The organism is Pantoea sp. Ae19-2, from assembly GCF_059801205.1.
The window spans coordinates 1802144-1824433 of the sequence record NZ_JBCHWE010000001.1; the positions used below are offsets into that span (position 1 = coordinate 1802144).

Genomic DNA, 22290 nt, shown 5'->3' on the forward strand with positions numbered 1-22290 from the left:
ACGTCGGGATAATAAAAGTGCTTAACGGAACAGCTGCATTTTTTCTACTAATACATTGGTCACTGCATTATTCGCAGGCACGAGGAAATTACGCACGCTGTCGTTAACTTTGCCTTTTTCAAACGTTGCCTTGCATTGGGCGACCCACTGCACATTCATTTCCGTTCCCACGTTCACTTTTTCGATACCGCTGCCCACCGCCAGGCGCATGTCCTCGTCACTGACCCCGGTACCACCGTGCAGAACCAGCGGCGTAGCCGTGGCAGCCGTAATCTCCGCCAGCCGTTGATGCTGAATATGGGCTTTGCCGGTGTAGAGCCCGTGAACCGTGCCGATGGAAATGGCCAGCATATCCACGCCGGTTTCATTCACAAAACGTTTGGCATCCTCTACCGTGGTGAACGCAATATCGCTCATTTCCACACATTTCCCGTCTTCAGAGCCGCCAATTGCGCCCAGCTCCGCTTCCACAGAGACATTTACGGGGCGGGCCATATCAATCACCCTGCGGGTATTGGCAATATTCTCATCAAGCGGTAAATGTGACCCGTCATACATGACCGAACTGAACCCGGCTTGAATTGCCGTCTGAATCGCGTCTAAATCGGAACAGTGATCCAGGTGCAAACAGGTCGGAATATTTTTACTCTTTGACAGCGATTTAATTGCATCCACCAGTAATTCATGTCCCAAATATTTCGCTGTACCGGTTGAAATTTGAATCATTAATGGGCTGTTGGTATTTTCGGCAGCTTTAAAAAAAGCCGGTAACATTTCCAGGCAGTGTAAATTAAATGACCCTACCGCTTTAAATTGGCGTTCTTTGGCAATTTTCAGCAATTCGGTAAAGTTATAAAGTTTCATGCACGTTTTCCTCACGGGGTTTAGTGGATTTTCCGTTAACAAACCAGGCGATAGCGGTAACAAAAGCAATGAACACGGCAACGAACAGCCAGTTATTCTGGAAAGCATGTCCCAGCACCAGGCCGGTACTGATGACGTCGGAATCGCTGAAGGTCACGCCGGTAAAACCGTAGCTTTCCAGCATCGGCACCAGAATGGCGGGCAGGAAAGTGATAAACAGGCCGTGGACGAATCCGCCGATCATCGCCCCGCGTCGTCCGCCCAGCGCGTTACCGAACACGCCTGCCGTTCCGCCGGCAAAAAAGTTAGTCAGCAGACCGGGCAGAATCATCGCCAGACCAAACATCGGGAAAACCAGCATCCCCACCACAGAGCCCAGCGTTGTCGCGAGAAAGCCGACAATGACCGCGTTTGGCGCATAAGGGAACATAACGGGACAGTCGAGGGCGGGTTTCGCATCCGGCACCAGCCGCATGGCAATACCGCGGAAAGCCGGCACCAGTTCGTTCAGCAGCAGTCGCACGCCGCTGTAGAGCACAAACACGCCTGCCACAAACTGGATGGATTGCATAAAGGCATACATCAGGTAGTTGGTGCCGCTGCTGTACTGAGCGATAAAAGCCGGGCCTGCCGCCACGGCAGGAATCAGGTACATCGGCACCATCACCACCGCCATAGACAGATAGGTGTCCTGCAGAAACTTAAAGTTATCGGGCAGCTTTAAGTCTTCCGTCGAGCGTGAGCCTTTTCCGACCACCTTCGCCACTGCCGCAGTGAGCAGGTAACCAATGGTGCAGAAGTGACCGAGCGCGACATCGTCCGAGTCGGTGATACGACGCACCACCGGCTGCGCCAGCGCTGGCATCACGACCGCCATCACGCCACCAAAAATACCGCCGGTTAAAATGAGCGGTAATCCGGTGAGGCCGGCTTTATAGCCGATAACCGCGCCAATGGTGGCCATCCACAGTAGCGCCTGGCCGGTCAGGAAGATGTATTTAAACGGTGTCAGGCGGGCAATGATGATGTTGACGATGAAGATCACCAGCAGCGTCATGGCCACTTCCGATCCCAACTCGCGGTTTGCCAGTCCGGCAATCGCCGCCACGTCGGTGATGTAGCCCTGCATCCCAAAACCATGGGTGAAGATGCTGTTAAGGAAGGTCAGCGCGCCCACGATGATGTTGATGCCGGCCATCATGATCAAGAACCCCAACAGGGTTTTAAACGTGCCTTCTACCACCTTGCCGGCAGATTTTTTTTGCAGGACCAGTCCGATTAGCGCAATAAACGCGATCAGAATGGATGCCTGCCCCAGTAAGTCTTTAACCAGAAAATTAATTACACTATTCATGATTAGCAACCTTCACATTACGCTCTTTTAAGAAAGCCACGATTTTTTGCTCAATTTCAGCTTTATCGGTGAGTTTATTTAATATAATTACGCGTTTAATCTGTTCTGGTGTGGCGTCGGCATTTAAGACATCCGCAAAGGCTTTTTGCGTCAGGATCATGTCGGATTTAAATGCGTTAGCTTCTGAAATCGTGGTGTGATCGATGTCGGCGTCAATCTCCAGTTTTTTTAAAACGGCTTTCGCACTCATTTCGATAGCGAAACTTGACCCCAGACCACAACCACAGACACATAAAATTTTCAGCATGTTTTCTCCTCACAATATATGCAGTTGTTTAGCGAGTTTATAATGATGCCCTTCTGTATCGACCAGGCGTTTTTTCATGCTTATTAAGTCAATCGGAATAGGCTTATTACTGCCGTTAATAATCACGGCTTTATTGCGCATTCCGGATTGAATACAACGAACCACTTCACTTGCCATAATGGTGCCCTGATAAATTTCCTCACAGGTGGGATCGCCATTTCGCAGTCCATAGCCGACGATCGTTTTGCGAATGCGCACGCCGATCAACGGTTCAAGCTGCTTAATTAATGTGTCAATCGCCCCCTGAAAGCCCGGTGAATATTCCCGTGTGTAACCTTCTGAGCAGAGGATTACCACGCTGTTTTGTTCGCTGAGGCGCTGAGTGATGCGTTCTGCCAGCACGTTTGTGGGGATCTGGCATTCCGGGATCAGTGCAAAGTCGGCGTTGGATTTGAGCGCTGACTGGAGCGTCAATTCACCACAGTAGCCGCCGAGCAGTTCCACCATAAATACCCGGCCCGTTAATGCCCGACCGGTGTTTCTGAGCTTTGCCACCTCTTTTAAAACCTGCTCACAGGCGGTGGAAAAGCCCACCGTGTAATCACTGCCGTAGACATCGTTGTCAATCGTCATGCCGATGCCAAAACAGTTCACACCAAATTCACTGAGCGTATGCAGAAATTGCAGCGATCCGTCGCCTCCAGCCAGAATTAATACGTCGATGCGTAATGCTTTTAACTGCCGGGCGATCGTTTCATATTCGCTACGAATTAATTTTCGCGCGGTTCGGCCTGACTGCATTACCGGAAGAGAAGTAATGGAAAAATCCACTAAATCGCGCTGAGAAATTTCCTGGCAGACATTATCCAGCAAGCCTGGAATGCCACCGTTAAATAATATCATCTCCGCCTGCGTCATCCTGGCTATCTGGAAAATGAAATTATTAATGCCGGTGACGTCGCCGCCGCTAATGACCATTCCGATTCTCATCCTGACATCCTTCTGGCTTAATGCGTCTGAAGCTATTGTTTCGGGATATCAGCCTGGTATTTGCAAGTGAGATCACAAAAACGAGAGGAATTTATGCAGGCAATATATTGACAGCCCCTTGAACCAGCTTATTTATGTGAAACAAATCACATTTACTGATTCAGGAAAGACGATTAGCTTCACGTTATAAAACAACAGGTTAAATATAGGGATCGGAATAACTTTTCTGTCAATACGGCATCACGCCGTTGCCAATAAAATCTCGATGTGAATTTGTGATTCTGACCTCATTTTTTTAGGTTCGGCAGGCGATCTGTTATTTCCGAAACAGACGATGGCGTGGTGAATCCGCAGGAACACCATGATGAGATGCATTTTTTAGCGCGTACTGTCGCAGGGCGAAAGGATGCCGAGGGGTGAGTGCAAGGACGACGAATGGCGCTTAGCCTGGCCGGCGGCGGCGTAATCTGCTGCAAAAAAAAAGCCCGACACCTGGGTGCCGGGCCGGAAAAGTAACGGAATTTACTTGGCGTAAGCTTCCGTAGAAATAGTCAGTGTCACGTCATCACTGACTGCTGGTACATATTTGTCCAGTTTGAAGTCAGAACGCTTAATGGTACCGGTGGCGTCAAAACCAATCGCCTGCTTCTTGACCATCGGATGCTCACCCTGCTTATTCAGCGTGGCATGCAGCGTCACAGGTTTGGTAATGCCTTTAAGAGTGAGGTTCCCTTCAACATCAAATTTGTTATCGCCTTTGGCAATGACTTTGGTGCTGCGGAAGGTTGCACTGGGATACTTCGCCACGTCGAAATACTCCGCGCCTTTGAATTCCTTGGTCAGGGCAGGAACATGGCTGTCGATTTTGCTAACCGGTAACGTGACGTCAACGCGCGACTGCTCAGGCTTGCTGCTGTCAAAAACCAGAGAACCTGTCGTGTCTGGAATGTCAGCAGTCGGATGGGAGAAGCCGAAGTGCTCCCAACTTACCACAACAGAGGTATGTTGCGGGTCGAGTTGATAATGCATGGCTTCAGCCTGAGAAACCGGAACATACAGTGCAGCAGCTGCGAGCAGTGGCAGCGTGAAACGTTTTACATTCTTCACTTTTACTTCCTTATTTTATGACATCACCTTGAGTCTGAGCCATATAAGCAGGAAGTAAAAGTGAACAGATTTGGCGTAAACAATCAAAATTATTCAGCAATATCAGTGTGTGATTATTCTAATTCTTACCTTTAGCATACAGGATCTGCCAGCGGTGCCGATCGGTCAGTAAATGCTGCTGTAACTGCTTCACCTCTCCCTCAGTGAGTGCGGCTATCCTCTCCGCCTCCAGGTTTGGCAACCCATTCGCCTGGCGTAACGCCACTTCACTTGCATCTTCTTTCACCTGCAAAAGCGGCGTTTTGAGCAGATCGATTGCCTGCTGGGCAATGTAGATCGCTATGTCACGCAGAAAGTCTTCGCAGTATTGGATCAGCGTCGATGCCGGACAATCCGGTGACTGAAGCGCAAAGAGAAGACCATCGCTATCCGTACTGCGATGGTAGCGGCAACTGACGACGTAGCCGATCGGCTGTTCTACCCGGTAGCGCTGATAAAAGCGCGGCTCACAGATCAGCGCCAGCGCGCGAAGTGCGGCTACCTGCTGCGGGTCGCCCAGGGGAATAAACAGCAGAACGGCACTGTCATCGCTGGGATGGGGAATACAGGTTTCACCGCCTACGCAGCGGTACTCAGGGCGCGTAGGTGAATTCACCGTCAGCACACTCAACTGCCGGGACACGAGCCGATGCTGTTCGGCATTGCCCCCGAGCAGGACGGCACGCCAGCATTGCGGATTGAGTGACGTCGCCAGCCGGAGCGGCAGCTGGCGCAGCAGTTCGCGTATCGCAATGCCCGGTATCACCGGCGTGGATACGCTGTGTGTCTGCATCAGGCATTGCACAAGCTGCCCCAGTGCCGCACTGAGCAGCGTCTTGTCTGACGGCAGGCGCAGGGTGAGTTGCCAGACGCCCTGCACCTCACGCCACTCTCCGCTGCCGGAAAAATGCCGCAGCACCGCAAACACGGGGCGTAACTCAGGCTCGCAGGCCGCGCCGGCTGCCCATGTTGTATAAAGTTCAGGACGCAGCACCAGCGTGCCCTGCGTCTCATCCGGTGTGATATGGGGTAACACGGCCTGACCGGTCGGCTCTGCACGCAGCGGCAAGAGATTCGGCTGCGGGTAAAATGTCCACCTGACGGGCGGGCAATTCATCACGGGCTTTTGCCAGGCTGTCAGTGACAGGTCATAACCCTGAACCCTGTGCGTTTCACCTTTCACCTCGGCGGCGCACATCAGCGTGGTCGCCGTGGCGGCGTGCATTTCGTTCAGTAAGGCGTCCAGGTCGGGACAGTCGCCCACGGCCGCAAAGCCCAGCGCGCGCGCCTGAAGTTGCTGCAGGGGGGACTGTGCGGCCAGGCGCTGCTGCGCCAGCTGCCAGTAGTGCTGCCGCTGCACCGGCGTGGTATGGCGCAGCGCCTCAAGAAAGGACGCGATCAGGGGCGGAACAGCGGCCGGATCCTCCGTGACGAACGTGACCGCCACCCACATGTCCGCGTCCGACTGATAAAGCCATTTCACGTCAGGCTGGCTGGCCCGCGTGCGTGCATACAGCGTTTCCAGCAGCCCGCCTGGGGCATCATCAAGGAAAAACTCGCGCAGTAAAGTGACACTGTCACGAAGTTGCGCGGGTAAAATCCAGCTTTGCCAGAGTGCTGATGGCCCTTCCTGCTGTAACGCCAGCGCCCTGTTGGGCGAAAGCATTACCGGGGCATCGGGCCGCCTGGCACTGTTGCGTGGCTGAAACGCAGCGGCAAACGCCTTCGCCAACGCGGTGAGCTGTTCCAGCGACTGTGGGCCCTGCAGCCACAGCGTCAGGTTGTCTGAGTGAAAGAAGCGCTGATGAAAAGCCCGCAGCGCCGCCTGCAAATCAGTGACGTTGTCACCGAGCGACATCCTGTTCCCGACATGAAAGCGTTTAAACTGCGCCGGAGACGTCACTGGCGTAAACATGGCGGCTTCCGCGCGGGCCGCAGCATGGCGCTGCAGCAGGCGGTACTCTGCATCAATCACCGCGATTTCCTGGCTGATGGCCTCGCGGGTCAGGCTCGGCGCACTCAGCATATCCTGCAGGCGCAACAGGCCTTCACTGAAGTTGTCGGGGGTGACCTCAAAAAACCAGGCGCTTTCGCGTGCCTGGGTGGTAGCATTCACCTGTCCGCCGTTCGCCTGAACCCAACTCATCAGCCGCCCGTCATGCGGCCAGCGCTGACTGCCAGTAAAAAGCAGGTGTTCCAGCAAATGCGCGAGTCCAGGCCAGCGCTCTGGCTCGTCATGGCTGCCTGCCGCCACTTTGACCAGCGCCGCCGCCTGGGTGGCGTCCGGCTGGTGGCACAGCGTTACGTTCAGTCCATTGAGTTGCAGGCAGCGTGAATGCATTACAGAATCCGCGTTTTATAGATCAGCTGAGAATTGCTGCGATTGCGGAACTGAAGCTGACCAATTTTAATGTCGCTGCAGTCGGCTTCACGGCGGGCATCAAGGATTTTGCCATGGTGCGGCGATTTGCTGCAGACCGGATCGGCATTGTCTGCATCGCCGGTAAGCATAAAGGCCTGACAGCGACAGCCGCCAAAATCTTTCTCTTTTTCGTCACAGGAGCGACAGGGTTCCGGCATCCAGTCATAGCCGCGATAGCGGTTGAAGCCAAACGAGTGGTACCAGATATCCTCCAGGCTCTGTTCAAGCACAGAGGGAAAAGCCACCGGCAGCTGGCGTGCGCTGTGGCACGGAAGCGCGGTGCCATCGGGCGTGACGCTCAGGAAGATCGCGCCCCAACCGCCCATGCAGGGCTTGGGACGTTCTTCATAATAGTCAGGCGTCACGAACAGCAGATTGGTGAGGCTACCGCTGTCGCTCATGCGCGCACGGTACTGATTCACGATGCCTTCGGCCCGGGCGATCTGCTCACGGGTAGGCAGCAATCCCTCACGGTTTAACTGCGCCCAGCCGTAAAACTGACAGGTCGCCAGCTCCACATCATCGGCTTCAAGCTCGATGCACAGGTCGATAATCTTATCGATCTGATCGATATTGTGACGATGCAGCACGAAGTTCAGCACCATGGGATAGCCGTGGGCTTTGACCGCCCGCGCCATCTCCAGCTTCTGCTGAAACGCCTTCTTAGAGCCGGCCAGCGCCGCGTTAAGGGTTTCATCACTGGCCTGGAAACTGATCTGAATATGATCCAGTCCCGCGTCGCTGAAAGCCTCAAGCTTTTTCTCCGTCAGGCCAATCCCGGAGGTAATCAGGTTGGTATAAAAACCTAAGTCACGTGCCGCTTTGATCAGGTCGGGCAGGTCTTTGCGCGTTAACGGCTCCCCGCCGGAAAAGCCGAGCTGAACGCTGCCCATGGCGCGTGCCTGGCGAAAGACGTCGATCCACTGTTCAGTGCTCAGCTCTTTTTCCTGCTGGGCAAAATCCAGTGGATTTGAGCAGTACGGGCACTGGAGCGGACAGCGGTACGTCAGCTCGGCCAGCAGCCACAGGGGCGGATTGACGCCGGGTTTATGCTGGTTCACGAAACTGTATCCACTTCTGTTCATAGGCTGACTGCAGGAATTCTTTGACATCCTCGCCCACACCGCCGGCCTCGGGGAAACGCGCATCCAGAATGGCAATGATCGCGGCGATATCCTGCTTGCCGTCAACCAGCTCCAGAATGGCGGCGGCGGTTTCATTGAGTTTCGCCATGCCTTCCGGGTAAAGCACGACGTGGCTGTCCTGTGCCGCTTCCCATTGCATACGGTAGCCCCGGCGAAAGGCGGCAATTGTGTGTTCGTTCATCGTTATACCAGTCGGGTTGTGTGCCAGGCCGCTTTATCCGTCACGCTATGATAAGGCGGGCGTTGAAGTTCGTAAGCCATGGTCATGGCATCCAGCATGGTCCACAGAATATCCAGCTTGAACTGCAGGATCTCCAGCATGCGGTTCTGTTTTTCCGCGGTGTCGCAAAACGCCAGCGCCAGCGCCAGGCCGTGCTCCACGTCGCGGTTGGCCTGACTCAGGCGGCTACGGAAATAGAAGTAACCTTCTTCTTTGATCCACGGATAGTGCTGCGGCCAGCTGTCGAGCCGCGACTGATGTATCTGAGGCGCAAACAGCTCGGTCAGCGAGCTGCAGGCCGCTTCCTGCCAGTTTGCGCGACGGGCAAAACTGACATAGGCATCAACCGCAAACCGGACGCCCGGCAGGACATGCTGCTCCAAGACCAGTTCATCCCGGCTTAAGCCCACCGCTTCGCCCAGGCGTAACCAGGCCTCAATGCCACCATCTTCGCCCTGGCTACCATCATGATCCAGGATGCGTTGTACCCATTTACGTCGGGTTGCCGGATCGGGGCAGTTGGCCATAATCGCCGCGTCTTTCAGCGGAATGCTGGTCTGGTAGTAAAAGCGATTCGCCACCCATCCCTTAATCTGCTCAGGCGTAGCCTGACCGTTATGCATCGCAATATGGTACGGGTGATGAATATGGTAGTAGGCGCCTTTATCACGCAGCGCCTGTTCAAAGGCCTGCGGCGACAGGGTTTCCGTAATCAGCATCGTTTAGTCCTGAAGATGTATCGCCATCCCGTCGTGACTCACCTCAATGCCCTGTTGTGTCAGGTACTGCCGCTGAGGTGACTGTTCGTTGAGAACGGGATTCGTGTTGTTAATATGGATTAAAATCTTTCGTTTTGCTGGCAGACGGGCGAGCAGTGCCATCAGCCCCTGCTCTTCGGCCAGCGCCAGGTGGCCCATGGCCTTGCCGGTATTTTTACCCACGCCCGCGGTCAGTAATTCATCATCCTGCCATACCGTACCATCAATCAGCAGGCAGTCGGCCTGCTCAAGCCAGGGCAGGATCACCGCATCCGGCTCCCCAAGCCCAGGGGCATACAGGAGCGTCTGGCCGTTGGCGCGGTTTTCAATAAACAGCGCGACGTTGTGGCCCGGTAACGGACGGTCACGGTAAGGTGAATACGGCGGTGCATTGCTGAGAATCGGGATAGCGGTAAACTGGAGATCCGGACACACATCCACGTTAAACGGCGTTAACGGACGAATGGGCCGGTGTTGAAGTCCGCCATTCCAGTGTTTCAGCATGGTAAACACCGGGAAACCGGTCGTCAGATCGTCATGCACTTCGGGTGTACACCACACCTGATGTGGGCAGCCCTCACGCAGGCTAAGCAGCCCGGTGGTGTGGTCAATCTGACTGTCGGTAAGAATAATGCCGCCGATCGCGGTCCCGCGCAGAACGCCCTTTTTCACTAATTCAGGCGTGTGCAGTATTTGCTGGCTGATGTCAGGTGAGGCATTGCAGAGAACCCAGTCTTCACCGTTATCACTAATGATGATAGAGGACTGGGTGCGCGGGCTGGCCTGCAGAGTCCCGTTACGCACACCATCACAGTTGGGGCAGTTGCAATTCCACTGAGGGAATCCACCGCCTGCAGCCGATCCAAGGACTTTAATAAACATGAAAGGAACCAGGTGTTGAAACAAAATGCCCGCACAGACGGCGGGCAAGTGATTAGCGGTTGGAGATGTACAGCGTCACTTCCAGACCGAGGCGCAGGTCAACAAACGTTGGTTTTTTCCACATAACTTTCTTCCTTATAGATTGAGATAAACAGACAAATAAATGACTGCAAGACAGCATTGTGACAGGGGTTAAAATGCGAACCTTGTCACACTATTTTCACGCAGACGGCCAGGTGAAATCAATGAAAAGCCCGTAAGAAAACGTGTTAGTGCAGTCCGGTGTGTTGCAAAACCCGCAGCCAGTTTCCCCACGTTAATTTTTCCAGCATGCGTTGATCATAGCCCGAGTCGCGAAAAACGGCGAGCAATCGCGGCAGACCGCTGACGTCACCTAATGCCTCAGGCGGCGAGATCCCGTCAAAGTCTGAACCGAATGCCACGTGATCTTCGCCCATTATGTTAATTAAGTGATCGCAATGTTTGACGATTTCTGTCAGATCGGTATCGCTGTCGCGTTTTCCATCAGCACGAAGGAACGCATTGCCAAAGTTTATGCCAACCAGCCCACCGCTGGCACGGATCGCCTTAAGCTGGTTATCGGTCAGGTTGCGCGGCTGAGCACATAAAACGTGAGCATTAGAGTGGCTGGCCACCAGCGGCGCAGCGGAAAGCCGGGCCGTATCCCAGAAGGCTTTTTCATTCATATGCGACACATCAATCATCATGTTTAAGGCAGCGGCCTGCCTGATAAGCGCTTCCCCTTCTGCCGTCAGGCCTGGCCCCGTATCCGGCGAACCTGGAAAACTGCCGTTAACCCCTTCGCCGAAGCGATTTTTCAGATTCCAGAATGGGCCGATAGACCGAACACCTGCCTGGTAGAAGGCGTTTAGCGTTTCGCCCTCCGCATCCAGCGCGTCGGCCCCTTCAATATGCGCCACCAGCGCCAACACGCCCTCAGCAAAGCAGGCTTCAATCTCTGCAGCGCTGTGGCATAGCCTGGCACGGCCCGCTGACTGCGCAGCGATCTGCTGCAGTATCGCCAGCTGCTGCCACATGATTGTCAGCGGATCATAGGGTTCTTGCGCGGCGCGAGCCGGGGCGACCTGAGCGAGATAGTCCTGCGGCGGCACAAAAACAGCAAACAGCCCACCGGCAAAACCGCCCTGCTGCATACGAGGAAAGTCGAGGTGACCTTTTGGCACGCCCGCATAGAAAGCCTCTGCGGGCGCATCGCGATGGTACAGCCACAGATTGAGTAACAGATCGTTGTGCCCGTCGAAAACCAGCATAGGGGAACCACCTTGAGAAACATCAGGTTATGCTACCGCTCTCTTTCCCCTTCAGCAAACGCCTGCGCACTCAGCGCCACAAGGCGTCAACAAAATTGTCACTTTTGCGCTTCAGGTTGTCAGTTTTCCGCGCGCGGCGGGCGTAACGCCACGCCACACTGGATTAACACCTACAAGGAGATGACTATGTTGATGCATCCGGCTGAGAAATATCGTCCGTTCCCGTCCGTTGATCTGGCCTCTCGCCAGTGGCCTTCACAGCAGATCACCCGCGCGCCACGCTGGCTGTCTACCGACCTGCGGGATGGCAATCAGGCCCTGGCAGAACCGATGAATCGTGCGCAGAAACTGCAGTTCTGGCAATTATTACTGGACTGCGGCGTTAAAGAGATTGAAGCCGCCTTTCCTTCTGCCTCGCAAACGGATTTTGACTTTGTGCGGGATCTTATCGAACAAAAGCGCATTCCTGATGACGTGACGTTGCAGGTGTTAACGCCAGCACGTCACGACCTGATTGACAGAACATTCTGCGCACTGGAAGGCGCACCGCGCGCCATTGTGCATTTGTATAATGCCACCGCCCCCTTATTTCGCGAACGCGTGTTTAATCAGAGTAAAACACAGATCGTGGCGCTGGCGACCACGAGCGCAAGACAGATTCGTGCTGCATGTGAGGCCGCGCCTGACACACAGTGGAGCTTTGAATATTCACCCGAAACCTTCTGTTTTACAGAGCCGGCCTTCGCGCTGGAGATATGTGAGGCGGTAGCAGAGGTCTGGCAACCCAGCCCGGAACGTCCCATGATCATCAACCTGCCCGCCACTGTTGAAGTGAATACGCCCAACGTCTATGCCGATCAGATAGAGTTTTTCTGCCGTCATTTTAGCCGACGCGACGCGGTATGTATCAGCGTTCATCCTCATAACGACAGAGGAACGGGCGTCGCCTGCGCGGAACTGGCCCTGCTGGCAGGCGCGGATCGGATTGAAGGCTGCCTGTTTGGCAATGGTGAACGTACAGGTAACGTTGATTTGGTGACGTTGGCGTTAAATCTTTATACCCAGGGCATTGCGCCGGGACTGGACTTTAGTGATATGGCGCGGGTTATTGAGGTGGTGACCGACTGCAATAAACTGCCGGTCCATCCCCGTCATCCCTATGCCGGTGAGCTGGTATTTACCGCTTTTTCCGGCTCGCATCAGGATGCGATTAAGAAGGGATTCGCTTACCGCCGCCAGCATAAGGAAACGCAGTGGCAGATCCCCTATTTGCCACTCGACCCTGCCGATATCGGCTGCAGTTACGAAGCTGTGATTCGGGTAAACAGCCAGTCGGGTAAAAGCGGGGCCGCCTGGTTGCTGGAGCAAAATCATGGCCTGCAACTTCCCCGCCCTCTGCAGCAGGATTTCAGCCGTTGCGTTCAGCAGGAGAGCGATCTGCACGGTAAAGAAATGACGCAGCACGCTGTCTGGCAGCTTTTCTGCCGTCACTATCAGATTGAGCAGCCCGCTCTGCGCCTGATGGAAGCGCACAGTCAAAGCGAGTCGGGCGAGCAGACGCAACTGCGTGCCCAAGTCCATCATCAGGGCCGCACTCTGCGTCTGACAGGCCGCGGTAATGGCCTGCTTTCCGCCGCTGTGACGGCACTCCGTCAGTCCCTCGACCTGGCGCTGACCATTGAAGATTATCATGAACATACGCTGGGAAAACGTAGCGACAGCCGCTCAGTTGCCTATGTCAGCTGCATCAACCTTCAGGGCGAACGCCACTGGGGCGTCAGCATCGACAATGATACGTCGCGCGCCGCACTGCAGGCGTTGCTTAACGCGGCAAGCCACTTTCTGCCGCAGGAAAATAGTCCGTTGGCGATACACCCAGCAGACGGCGAAACATGGCGCTAAAGGCACTCGGGCTTTCATAGCCCAGATCCAAAGCCACGCGCAATACGCTGTCGCCCTGCGCCAGCCGTGTCAGTGCAACAGCCACGCGCGCCCGCCGGACCCAGTCACTGAACTGCAGGCCGGTTTCACGCACGAAATGGCGAGCCAGCGTCCGGCCAGACAGGTTGAGCCTGGCGCTGGCCGCCGCCAGAGACCAGTCGCCCGCCAGATCGGCCTGAATCTGCATGCACAGCGCCCGTAAACGTGGGCTCTGTGGCAGGGGCAACGCATAAGGCAGCGCATCCATGCCGCGAATTTCATCCAGAATCAATTCATAAATCCGCTCGCTACGGCTGGCTGGCGCATAGGACACGGGCAAATCGATGGCGTGGATGATCAGCTCGCGCAGCAGGGCTGAAATCTGCACGACCTGGCAGCTGGCGGGAAGATCGGCCCTGGCAAGGGGATCGATAAACAGCGTGCGTGCGGCGACTGCGCCGGTAATGTACAAGCGATGACGAGTAAAAGCGGGCAGCCAGACGCCACGACTTGGCGGTACGGTCCAACTGCCCTGTTCTGTTTCCACGCGCACGACGCCGCTCAGCGTATGAATAAGCTGCGCGCAGCTGTGATGGTGCCAGGGTTCTGTCGCACCATGCGAATAGTCGTGCGCCAGCGGCACCAGCGGGCGCGTGCTGAAATCAAAACTGACCCTTGAACTCATTGCGACTTAAGATATTTATAGATCACGGCTAAGTCCTCTTCACCGTGCCCGGCTTCCACGGCCTGCTGCCAGACGCTGGCGATATTTTCCAGCGCGGGCAGTGAACTGTCTGAGGCGTCCAGTGCCAGCTTCGCGTCTTTAAGCGCCCATTGCAGATGCATCTGCGGGGTATAATCATCGCTGGCCATCATGCCCAGCTTCATTTTGGCATAAGGCGCCGCCAGCGGGCCACCGTCCAGCACCTGCCACAGATCGTCGGTTGAGAAACCAAACTGGTCGGCAAGCCGGGTACTTTCGGCCAGGCTCTGCATCAGACCAATCAGCCAGCTGTTGATGACCAGCTTCATGCGCGAGCTCTTGCCCGCCTCACCCAGCCACTGCGTGCCTTTACCTATCGCGTCGAAGACGGCCTCTGCGGCCTGAGCACGGGACCGATCGCCACTGGCCATCACCAGAATCTGGGCGTTCTCTGCGGGCGCCTTGGTACCGGAAACCGGCGCGTCGATAAACACCACATCGGGACGAGCCTGAGCAAAGAAAGTGATTAGCGCATCCGTTTTTTCAACGCCGATCGTGCCCATCTGGCACAGCGTTGCGCCCTGTTTCAGCGCCGCTTTCACCTCGTGCAGGACCTGCTCTGTGGTCTCGCCGTCTGACAACATGGCAATCACCACGTCCGCCTTCTGCACGGCTTCCGCTGCGGAATCGGTTAACGTCAGCCCCGCCGCAATCAAATCTTCCCCCCGCGCACGGGTGCGGTTCCAGCCGTACACCCTGAACCCCTTTTTCAGTAAATTAGCGGCAAAGGCATGCCCCATCGCCCCTAATCCCAGTACTGCAACATCAGGTTGTTTCATGCTGATTTCCTTCGTTCTGATTATGGGTATCCGTCTTCTGTGTACCTGACGGCGCAGGCTAAAATGTAGCATCTGTTACCCGGCGCGTCCCGTCGGCACGCCGTGACCCGCGCGTACCGGGCCATGAAGACACCGTTTCCCGACAGGCCTCTTCGTGGCGTCGAGCCGGTCAGAGAATAACAAGGTTGGCGACGATGCGATCACATAAACCGGCCAATCATTTACGCTTTCCAAACCTCTGACAAAACCAGTAACATGTGTCGCGATTGTTCCAGTTGGTTCATTTAGTACCACCATTTTCGCGACCTGCCGATAGCCACCGTTGTTTTCGTCACTCTGGCAGGCGACATATACCCAGGGATCCACGCTTTCAGGCCAAATACAGATGAATATTAAGCGATCACGCCAGGCAAGCCTGCCGTTATTAGTGCTGCCTGTCCTCTTTCCGCTGCCGCTGTTTGCGGCAGATGGCGGTAATACCCTTGTTGTCAGCGCCGCGCCACCAGCAAAAGGCCTTAATGAACTTGATACGCCTGCCGCCGTGAGCGTGGTAAACGGCGACGATATGCGCCAGGCCGCCCCGCGCGTTAACCTGTCAGAAAACCTGACCAGCGTACCGGGGTTGCAGATCCAAAACCGACAAAATTATGCACAGGACCTGCAGTTGTCCGTGCGCGGCTTTGGTTCCCGTTCGACTTACGGGGTCCGTGGCCTGCGCATTTATGTCGATGGCATTCCGGCCACCATGCCGGATGGTCAGGGACAAACGTCCAATATTGATATCGGTTCGGTCGATCGGGTGGAGGTGCTACGTGGGCCGTTTTCTGCGCTGTATGGCAATGCCTCCGGCGGCGTCATTAACGTTACCACTCAGACCGGTCAGCAGCCCCCCACACTTGAAGCAGGGAGTTGGTTTGGCAGCTACGGTAGCTGGCGCAACAGCGTGAAAGCCAGCGGCGCCACCGGCGACGGCACAAAAGCCGGCGATGTCAATTACACGCTTTCCGCCTCGCGCTTTACCACTCACGGTTATCGCGACCACAGCGCCGCGCAAAAAAATCTGGGTAACGCAAAGCTGGGCGTACGCATTGATGACGTCAGCACCCTGACCTTACTGTTTAACAGCGTTCATATCGACGCGCAGGACCCGGGTGGGTTAACGCCTGACCAGTGGCGCGCGAATCCCCGTCAGGTTGTCAGTAATGTCTCACTTTACAACACCCGCAAAACCGTCGATCAAACCCAGGGCGGCCTGCACTATCAGCGTCGGATGAGCGAAAACGACGACCTGAGCGTGATGATGTATGCCGGGATGCGTGAAACGACGCAGTTCCAGTCCATTCCTGCCAACGTGCAGCAAAGCCCATCGCATCCCGGCGGCGTGATCGCGTTGACCCGCCACTATCAGGGCATTGATACCCGCTGGACACACCGTGATGATCTGTTTTCGGTTCCGGTCACGCTGACTGCCGGGCTGGATTACGAAACCATGAGCGAACAGCGCAAAGGTTTTGAGAATTTCACTACGGCCAACGGCGTGACGCAGTTCGGTGAGCAGGGAAATATGCGGCGCAACGAACGTAACCTGATGTGGAATCTTGATCCCTATTTGCAGACCACCTGGCAGCTCAGTCAAAAATGGTCGCTGGATGCAGGCGTCCGTTTCAGTACGGTCAGTTTTGACTCCAACGACTTTTACATCACGCCAGGCAACGGCGATGACAGTGGCGATGCCCGTTATCACAAATGGCTGCCCGCCGCCGCGCTGAAGTATGCGTTTGACGACAGCTGGAATGCCTATTTATCTGCCGGCCGTGGATTTGAAACCCCGACGATTAATGAGCTGTCCTATCGTTCAGACGATCAGTCCGGCCTGAATCTGGGGCTGAAACCCGCGACCAGCGACACGGTTGAGTTAGGCAGCAAAAAACGTCTGGGCAATGGCCTGCTCAGCGCTGCCGTTTTCCAGACCGATACTCAGGATGAAATTGTTGTCGACAGCAGCAGCGGCGGACGCACCACTTACAAAAATGCCGGAGAAACCCGTCGGCGTGGCCTCGAACTGGCGTTCGATCAGCAGGTTAACTACGACTGGCGACTGAAAATGGCCTATACGCTGCTGGATGCGCGCTACCGCAGTAATGCCTGCGGCAACGCCAGCTGCGACGGCAACCGTATTCCGGGCATTGCGCGCAATATGCTGTATACCGGGCTGGCTTATGCACCTGAAGAAGGCTTTTATGCCGGCGCGGAATGGCGTTATATGAGCAACATCGCAGCGGATGACAGCAATGCTGTCCGTGCGCCTTCCTATGCCATCACCTCGGTCTACAGCGGCTATAAGTGGCTTGTCGATGCCTGGACGTTGGATTTGTTTGGTCGGGTGGATAACCTGTTTGACCGCAACTACGTTGGCTCGGTGATCGTCAATGAAAGCAACGGTCGCTACTTTGAACCGGCTCCGGGCCGCAACTACAGCGTGGGCCTGACGGTCAGTTACGCTTTCCAGTAGTGAACATGGCCGCCGCGTGAGCACAACGCGGCGGCGCAGCGTGGCGACCTCTCAGGTTATTCTCATCGCGCCTGGCCTCAAACAATCCCCTGACGTATTACCCTCTTTCGCCGTCAACGTCGGCCTCCAGAATACCAATTTGCGAAAGCGCTCGAATTTTTGTTCAAAACTCGCTCAAACACAGTCCACGCTCCTAAAATCCATGCAGTAACGTAACGACATCATAAGGAGCACGCACGTTGAGCAGCAAAATCTGTTTCAGTCGTGCCTTTAATCAGGATGTTACCAAGGCGAAAAAAGAGGCGGAGGAAGGTCCAGTGTACATCACCGATCACGCTAAACCGCTCATGTCCTGTTAACGGTTGAGACATATCCGAGGTTAACGGGAGGTAAAAAAAACTGGCCATGACGCTGGCAATGCCTGAAACGGCAGATATCGATTTCGCACCTGAACGGCCTGTCATCACCGGACGAGATGCCGGCTTCTAATGCGTTATCTGCTGGATAACCCTATCTTCTGGGTTGCGTAAGGCAGGCACGCCGCGTGTTGATCCCCATGTCCTGGCATGGGCTAATGCTATTGACCTTGACAGCACGTTCATTTCAGCCCTGACGCGGCTGGAACAGAGACAGGTATTTTGCGTCTTGAAGGGCGGGATGGGTAGCAGGCATAACGTTTGCACCACGAGTATCAGACGCAGGAGCTTGAGGCGGATCGCCAGAGAAGGTTGCCGATGGTCCGTTCGCAGGCCGGTGCGCCATGCTGCACCTGCCCGACTGACGTTCCGCAACCGATGCGCTGATTGCGGCAACGGCGCTACAGCACGATGTCATTCAGGTCACGCGTAACCTGAACGATTTCCAGGGACTGGGCGTGATGCTGCTCAATCCCAGGCCTGCCTGACAGGGTTTACAGCGCGTTCAGTTTGGCAATCACATCATTATAGCTGCCCGTTTCACCCAGGCGGGGAAAGACGCGCTTGATGCTGTTTTCGTGCGTATCACTATTGAGATCGGTCATCGCATCCACTGCAAGCGTGACGTTGTAACCTGATGCGTACGCCTCACGCGCCGTCGATTCCACACCAATACTGGTGGCAATGCCGCAAATGACCACCTGGGTAATGCCACGCTTTTGCAGTTCATCATGCAGCGCGGTGTCATGAAACGCGCCCCAGGTTTTTTTGGTGATGGTCAGATCGTTATGCTGCGGTGTCATGGCGGGCACCAGGGTCGCCCAGTTTGCAGGCAGCTCGCCTTCGTGACGCGGCTGTTCATTGCGACCAGGCGCACCGCCTGCCACGTTGACGAGCACGACGGGCAGATCCTTTTCACGGAAGGCGCTGGCAAGCCGCGCGCAGCGTTCAATCACCGGCTGTGGCTCGTGCACAACTGGCAGCGCAACAATCCCCTCTTGCAGATCGATGACGATCAGAGCGGTTTTCGCATCAAGTGTGGTTATAGCCATAGTCATTCCTCACAAATCGGTAACAGATAAAGCGTCAGTATGGCGCAGACGGCGGGCGTTGATACAGCCTGCAAAGCGCGCCATACAAGGGAAACGAAGTATACAAATGCCGGTCGGGCCTGAACAGACGCGGCTGGTTTCAATTTGTAAGCTCAGGTTCGACCCAGATAGTGGATCAGGCTGTGAAACCGCAGGCGGCGGTCAAGGGGATTACGATAGCTGTGAGCGACGTCGGCCCGGAACTGAAAGGCTTCGCCCTGTTTAAGCCGTCGCCAGGTCTCTTCCACGCCTAACAACAGTTCCCCTTCCAGTACCACCACCTGCTCAATCACCCCTTTCTCATGGGCAGTGGAGTCGCTTTGCGCACCCGCTGCCAGCTCAACCGCCAGTAAATCAAAACGCAACCGGGCGTCGTAAGGCAGCAGCGGCGTAACCGCCATCTGCGCATTCTGCTGCCGGTAACAGGTCACCTCGCCTGCGGAATGTGTCCCGGAATGAACAAAAAATGAGAACGGAACGTTGAAGCCGGTCGCTATTTTCCACAAGGTCGCGACCGTGGGGCTGGACTCGCCGCGTTCAATCTGGCCCAGCATCGCCTTACTGACGCCCGTTTTTTCTGCGGTTAAGCTCAGGCTCCAGCCATTGGCCTGGCGCAATTGTTTTAGCCCATCGCCAAGATATTGATGCAAATTTTCCATGTTATCTCCTGCTTTACCGCTTCAGTGTAACACTTGTGCGTTATAACGCCCTGTGCGAGGATGTGCGCTATAACGCACAAGAGGGTTACACCATGTCAGCACGCCGCGCACCCTTTCCCGTTACCCTGCCCATTGCCGTTTCCGGCCTGGTGGCGGTATTAGTCGGCTACAGCAGTACCGGTGCGATTATCTATCAGGTTGCCCTGTCCGCGGGCGCCTCATCCGCGCAAATTGCCGGCTGGCTTTCCGTCATTGGCCTGGCGATGGGCATTGCTTCAGCGGGGCTCTCTCTGGCGTACCGGATGCCGATCTTAGCCGCCAGGTCCACGCCGGGCGCGGCATTACTCGCCACCAGCCTTCAGGGCGCATCAATACACGAAGCCGTCGGCGTATTTGTTTTTGCCAATGCCCTGATTGTGTTGTGCGGGGTGACGGGCCTGTTTGCCCGACTAATGAACTACATCCCTGCCTCGCTGGCCGCCGCCATGCTGGCCGGGATTTTACTGCGCTTTGGCCTGCAGACGTTTAGCGATTTAGCGGTAAATTTTACCCTGGCGGGCGCAATGTGCTGTGTTTGGCTACTGGCACGCCGGTGGTTGGCCCGCTACGCCATTCTGATCGCGCTGCTGGCAGGCCTGGCTGTCGCATACGGGCAAAACAGCCTTCATTTTCCCGCGCATGCGGCGAGTTTTAGCCTTCCCGGCCCTGTCTGGCCGACCTTTTCATGGCCTGTGCTTATCGGTGTGGGTCTTCCCTATTTTCTGGTGACCATGGCGTCACAAAATGCACCTGGCATCGCCACATTGCACGCCCATGGCTACCGCCCCCCGGTCTCCGCGTTGATGAGTTGGACAGGACTGCTGGCCCTGGTCTTGTCACCGTTTGGCGGGTTTTCGGTATGTGTGGCGGCGATTACGGCGGCCATTTGCATGGGAGAAGATGTGGATGTCGATCCCCGTCGCCGTTGGATAGCTGCCGCGCTGGCCGGTTTTTTTTATCTGCTGGCTGGCTTTTCCGGCGCGTTAATTGCCGTGTTATTCAGCGCACTGCCTGCGGTAATGGTGCAGGTGCTGGCGGGGCTGGCACTGCTTGCCACGCTCGGCGGCAGTCTGCAACGGGCGCTTGAGCAGCCCGAGGAGCGGGACAGCGCCCTGATAGCCTTTTTGATCACCGCATCCGGGGTAACGCTCTGCGGCATCGGCGCGGCGTTCTGGGGCCTGGTCGGCGGTGTGGTTGCACATCTGTTATTAAAGCGTAAAACAGCGTAACATCATCTGGGCATTGGTTATTTTCCCGCCAGCGGGTCAAAAAACCACGCATTTATCCCCTTTTTCAGCGGTTTGATTTGCCATTGTCCCACGTAAAATCACCGTAATCGACGATAACACGCGATCTTCTGCCTCAGACAACGACCGATAAGGGCTTAACAGGTGGCAAAAACTTTTCTGCGCAGCGGCAATCTGGATGCGGTTCTGGCTTTGGGCGAGAACGGCCAGCCTGTATATGCGTCCGCCCTGCAAATCCGTGAAACCCTGCGTTTGCGCCGTCAGAGCGCGCTGGCAAATTGCCTGGCGATTCCACAAACGAACGAACGTGGCGACCGGCTTGACTGGTACTCGCCCTTCCCGGGCAAGGTTAAGTCCTGGATGGGCGCCAGCGATTATGAACGCCGCCAGGCTTTACAACATCTCACAGCCTGTCAGCAGGATCTGCAAGCCATCAGCGCCAGCGCAAGCGGTGCGGCCAATCCGGCAATGCGCCTGTTCGGCGCGCTGTTAGGCAAAAGCTTGCAGTTTCCCAATCAGCAATATGTTTATCTGGTCAACGGCAAACCCGTCATAACCTTTTGGGGGTTTGTTGACGCGCAGGAGCGGAATCGCGACGATGCGCTGGCCTGCCTGCGAGACAGTCTTGAAGAGTCGCTGCCAACCGTGCTGGTTGAACCACCGCCCGAACCGGTGACGATCGCTGCCGCCTCTGAACCCGAACCTGTTGTCGCACCGGAGCCGGAGATCGTGACGCCGCCGGTCCAGGAAAGCGCGGTTCAGGCCCCAGAACCTACGCCCACGGCGACAGCGCGTCGTCGGCCTTTCCGCCTGTGGTATTTACTTCCAACCCTGGCGGTTGCCGCCGCGGCAGCGACCGCTGTGATCTTGCATCTGCCTCAGTCAGAACCGGTGACGGTCACGCAACCGGTCGCGCAAAACACCCCGGTTACCGCCACTAAGCCACCGGCGGTCGTCGCGTCTGCTGAAAAACTGTCTGCCACGCTGCCGCAGAAACCGGCGGCGGTGGTCGCAAATGCATCAACTGCGGCTGCACCGACTTCCGCTGCGCCCGCGCCCTCATCAACCCTTTCAAATGTGGTGGTGCCTGCTGTGCCCGCCAAACCCGACGATCTGGTGGTGACGCCGGATGCCGTGCGCGATGGACAGGTACAGGTCATTGATGGCCGCTGGCGTGTGGATATTGAACAGATCAAAACCCCGACCGGTAAACCGCCGGTGATGCGTTTCCAGTTCAATAAAGGGAAAGGCAGCGTGCAGATCAGTCAGGGCAATACCACCTGTAAGGCCGACGTGACGGCCGCGATGACCAGCGCAGGAAACCTGGTGATTGAGAGCCGCTTTACTGCCCGGTGCGCGGACAAATCCCGTTACCGTATGCCATTGTTAGTGTGTCATTCCAGCATTGGCGCGGCCGTCTGTGAAGCGCAGTACAGTGCGGATCGTGTGTATCCCATTACGATTAAGCGTGAGAGTAAGTAACT

20 protein-coding genes are annotated in these 22290 nt (G+C 55.9%); 4 read left to right on the top strand and 16 right to left on the bottom strand.

The window, feature by feature from the left end; translation table 11 throughout:
• Positions 1-21: 21 nt before the first annotated feature.
• The 12 genes from AAIE03_RS08290 to AAIE03_RS08345 form a co-directional block, all read right to left on the bottom strand.
• Positions 22-864 carry a class II fructose-bisphosphate aldolase gene (locus tag AAIE03_RS08290; protein ID WP_014605870.1) on the bottom strand — a complete coding sequence of 281 codons (843 nt, stop codon included), beginning with the start codon at positions 862-864 and terminating at the stop codon, positions 22-24.
• Entirely contained in the window at positions 851-2218 is a 1368-nt protein-coding gene (locus AAIE03_RS08295) for a PTS sugar transporter subunit IIC (protein WP_014593681.1), read from the bottom strand. The genes AAIE03_RS08290 and AAIE03_RS08295 overlap by 14 nt, the downstream gene beginning before the upstream one ends.
• On the bottom strand, positions 2211-2525 hold the full coding sequence (locus AAIE03_RS08300) for a PTS sugar transporter subunit IIB (protein WP_013025738.1): 315 nt from the start codon (positions 2523-2525) through the stop codon (positions 2211-2213). Before AAIE03_RS08300 ends, AAIE03_RS08295 begins: the two co-directional genes overlap by 8 nt.
• A 9-nt stretch (positions 2526-2534) precedes the next feature.
• The gene (locus AAIE03_RS08305) at positions 2535-3515 is read right to left on the bottom strand and encodes a 6-phosphofructokinase (protein ID WP_014593680.1); all 981 of its coding nucleotides are present in this window, start codon (positions 3513-3515) and stop codon (positions 2535-2537) included.
• Positions 3516-4037: 522 nt separating this feature from the next.
• A complete protein-coding gene (locus AAIE03_RS08310; RefSeq protein WP_022622759.1) occupies positions 4038-4622 on the bottom strand; it encodes a YceI family protein in 585 nt (194 codons plus the stop codon).
• A 118-nt stretch (positions 4623-4740) separates the two neighbouring features.
• Positions 4741-7002: a pyrroloquinoline quinone biosynthesis protein PqqF gene (pqqF, locus tag AAIE03_RS08315; RefSeq protein WP_498562940.1), complete on the bottom strand. Its 2262-nt coding sequence runs from the start codon at positions 7000-7002 to the stop codon at positions 4741-4743.
• Entirely contained in the window at positions 7002-8144 is a 1143-nt protein-coding gene (pqqE, locus tag AAIE03_RS08320) for a pyrroloquinoline quinone biosynthesis protein PqqE (protein ID WP_013025734.1), read from the bottom strand. The genes pqqF and pqqE overlap by 1 nt, the downstream gene beginning before the upstream one ends.
• A complete protein-coding gene (gene pqqD / locus AAIE03_RS08325; protein ID WP_013025733.1) occupies positions 8131-8409 on the bottom strand; it encodes a pyrroloquinoline quinone biosynthesis peptide chaperone PqqD in 279 nt (92 codons plus the stop codon). Before pqqD ends, pqqE begins: the two co-directional genes overlap by 14 nt.
• 2 nt (positions 8410-8411) lie before the next feature.
• Positions 8412-9167, bottom strand: a complete 756-nt coding sequence (pqqC, locus tag AAIE03_RS08330) for a pyrroloquinoline-quinone synthase PqqC (protein WP_194761442.1) — start codon at positions 9165-9167, stop codon at positions 8412-8414.
• A gap of 3 nt (positions 9168-9170) precedes the next feature.
• Positions 9171-10088 carry a pyrroloquinoline quinone biosynthesis protein PqqB gene (gene pqqB / locus AAIE03_RS08335; protein ID WP_014593676.1) on the bottom strand — a complete coding sequence of 306 codons (918 nt, stop codon included), beginning with the start codon at positions 10086-10088 and terminating at the stop codon, positions 9171-9173.
• A 52-nt stretch (positions 10089-10140) separates the two neighbouring features.
• Entirely contained in the window at positions 10141-10212 is a 72-nt protein-coding gene (gene pqqA, locus AAIE03_RS08340) for a pyrroloquinoline quinone precursor peptide PqqA (RefSeq protein WP_009090272.1), read from the bottom strand.
• A gap of 145 nt (positions 10213-10357) precedes the next feature.
• Positions 10358-11380, bottom strand: coding sequence for a dipeptidase (locus AAIE03_RS08345; RefSeq protein WP_022622756.1), 1023 nt, complete (start codon positions 11378-11380; stop codon positions 10358-10360).
• Between the two features lie 186 nt (positions 11381-11566).
• Here AAIE03_RS08345 and leuA point away from each other — a divergent pair, with 186 nt between their 5' ends.
• Entirely contained in the window at positions 11567-13282 is a 1716-nt protein-coding gene (gene leuA / locus AAIE03_RS08350) for a 2-isopropylmalate synthase (RefSeq protein ID WP_022622755.1), read from the top strand.
• Here leuA and AAIE03_RS08355 read toward each other — a convergent pair.
• Both AAIE03_RS08355 and AAIE03_RS08360 read right to left on the bottom strand, forming a co-directional pair.
• Entirely contained in the window at positions 13203-13985 is a 783-nt protein-coding gene (locus AAIE03_RS08355) for an AraC family transcriptional regulator (protein WP_024471589.1), read from the bottom strand. The genes leuA and AAIE03_RS08355 overlap by 80 nt on opposite strands.
• The gene (locus AAIE03_RS08360; RefSeq protein ID WP_194761443.1) at positions 13982-14842 is read right to left on the bottom strand and encodes an NAD(P)-dependent oxidoreductase; all 861 of its coding nucleotides are present in this window, start codon (positions 14840-14842) and stop codon (positions 13982-13984) included. Before AAIE03_RS08360 ends, AAIE03_RS08355 begins: the two co-directional genes overlap by 4 nt.
• 385 nt (positions 14843-15227) lie before the next feature.
• Here AAIE03_RS08360 and pqqU point away from each other — a divergent pair, with 385 nt between their 5' ends.
• Positions 15228-17354, top strand: a complete 2127-nt coding sequence (gene pqqU, locus AAIE03_RS08365; RefSeq protein WP_498562941.1) for a TonB-dependent receptor PqqU — start codon at positions 15228-15230, stop codon at positions 17352-17354.
• A 910-nt stretch (positions 17355-18264) separates the two neighbouring features.
• On the opposite strand, the gene AAIE03_RS08370 is transcribed toward pqqU, so the two are convergent.
• Together AAIE03_RS08370 and AAIE03_RS08375 are read right to left on the bottom strand one after the other, a co-directional pair.
• The gene (locus AAIE03_RS08370) at positions 18265-18822 is read right to left on the bottom strand and encodes an isochorismatase family protein (RefSeq protein ID WP_014605880.1); all 558 of its coding nucleotides are present in this window, start codon (positions 18820-18822) and stop codon (positions 18265-18267) included.
• A gap of 152 nt (positions 18823-18974) precedes the next feature.
• Positions 18975-19520, bottom strand: a complete 546-nt coding sequence (locus tag AAIE03_RS08375) for a helix-turn-helix domain-containing protein (protein WP_014605881.1) — start codon at positions 19518-19520, stop codon at positions 18975-18977.
• 92 nt (positions 19521-19612) lie between these two features.
• On the opposite strand from AAIE03_RS08375, the gene AAIE03_RS08380 reads away from it, so the two are divergent.
• The gene (locus AAIE03_RS08380) at positions 19613-20788 is read left to right on the top strand and encodes a benzoate/H(+) symporter BenE family transporter (RefSeq protein ID WP_498562942.1); all 1176 of its coding nucleotides are present in this window, start codon (positions 19613-19615) and stop codon (positions 20786-20788) included.
• A gap of 162 nt (positions 20789-20950) precedes the next feature.
• Complete coding sequence (locus tag AAIE03_RS08385; protein ID WP_498562943.1) at positions 20951-22288, top strand: SrfA family protein; 1338 nt, start codon at positions 20951-20953, stop codon at positions 22286-22288.
• The last annotated feature ends 2 nt before the right edge of the window (positions 22289-22290 follow it).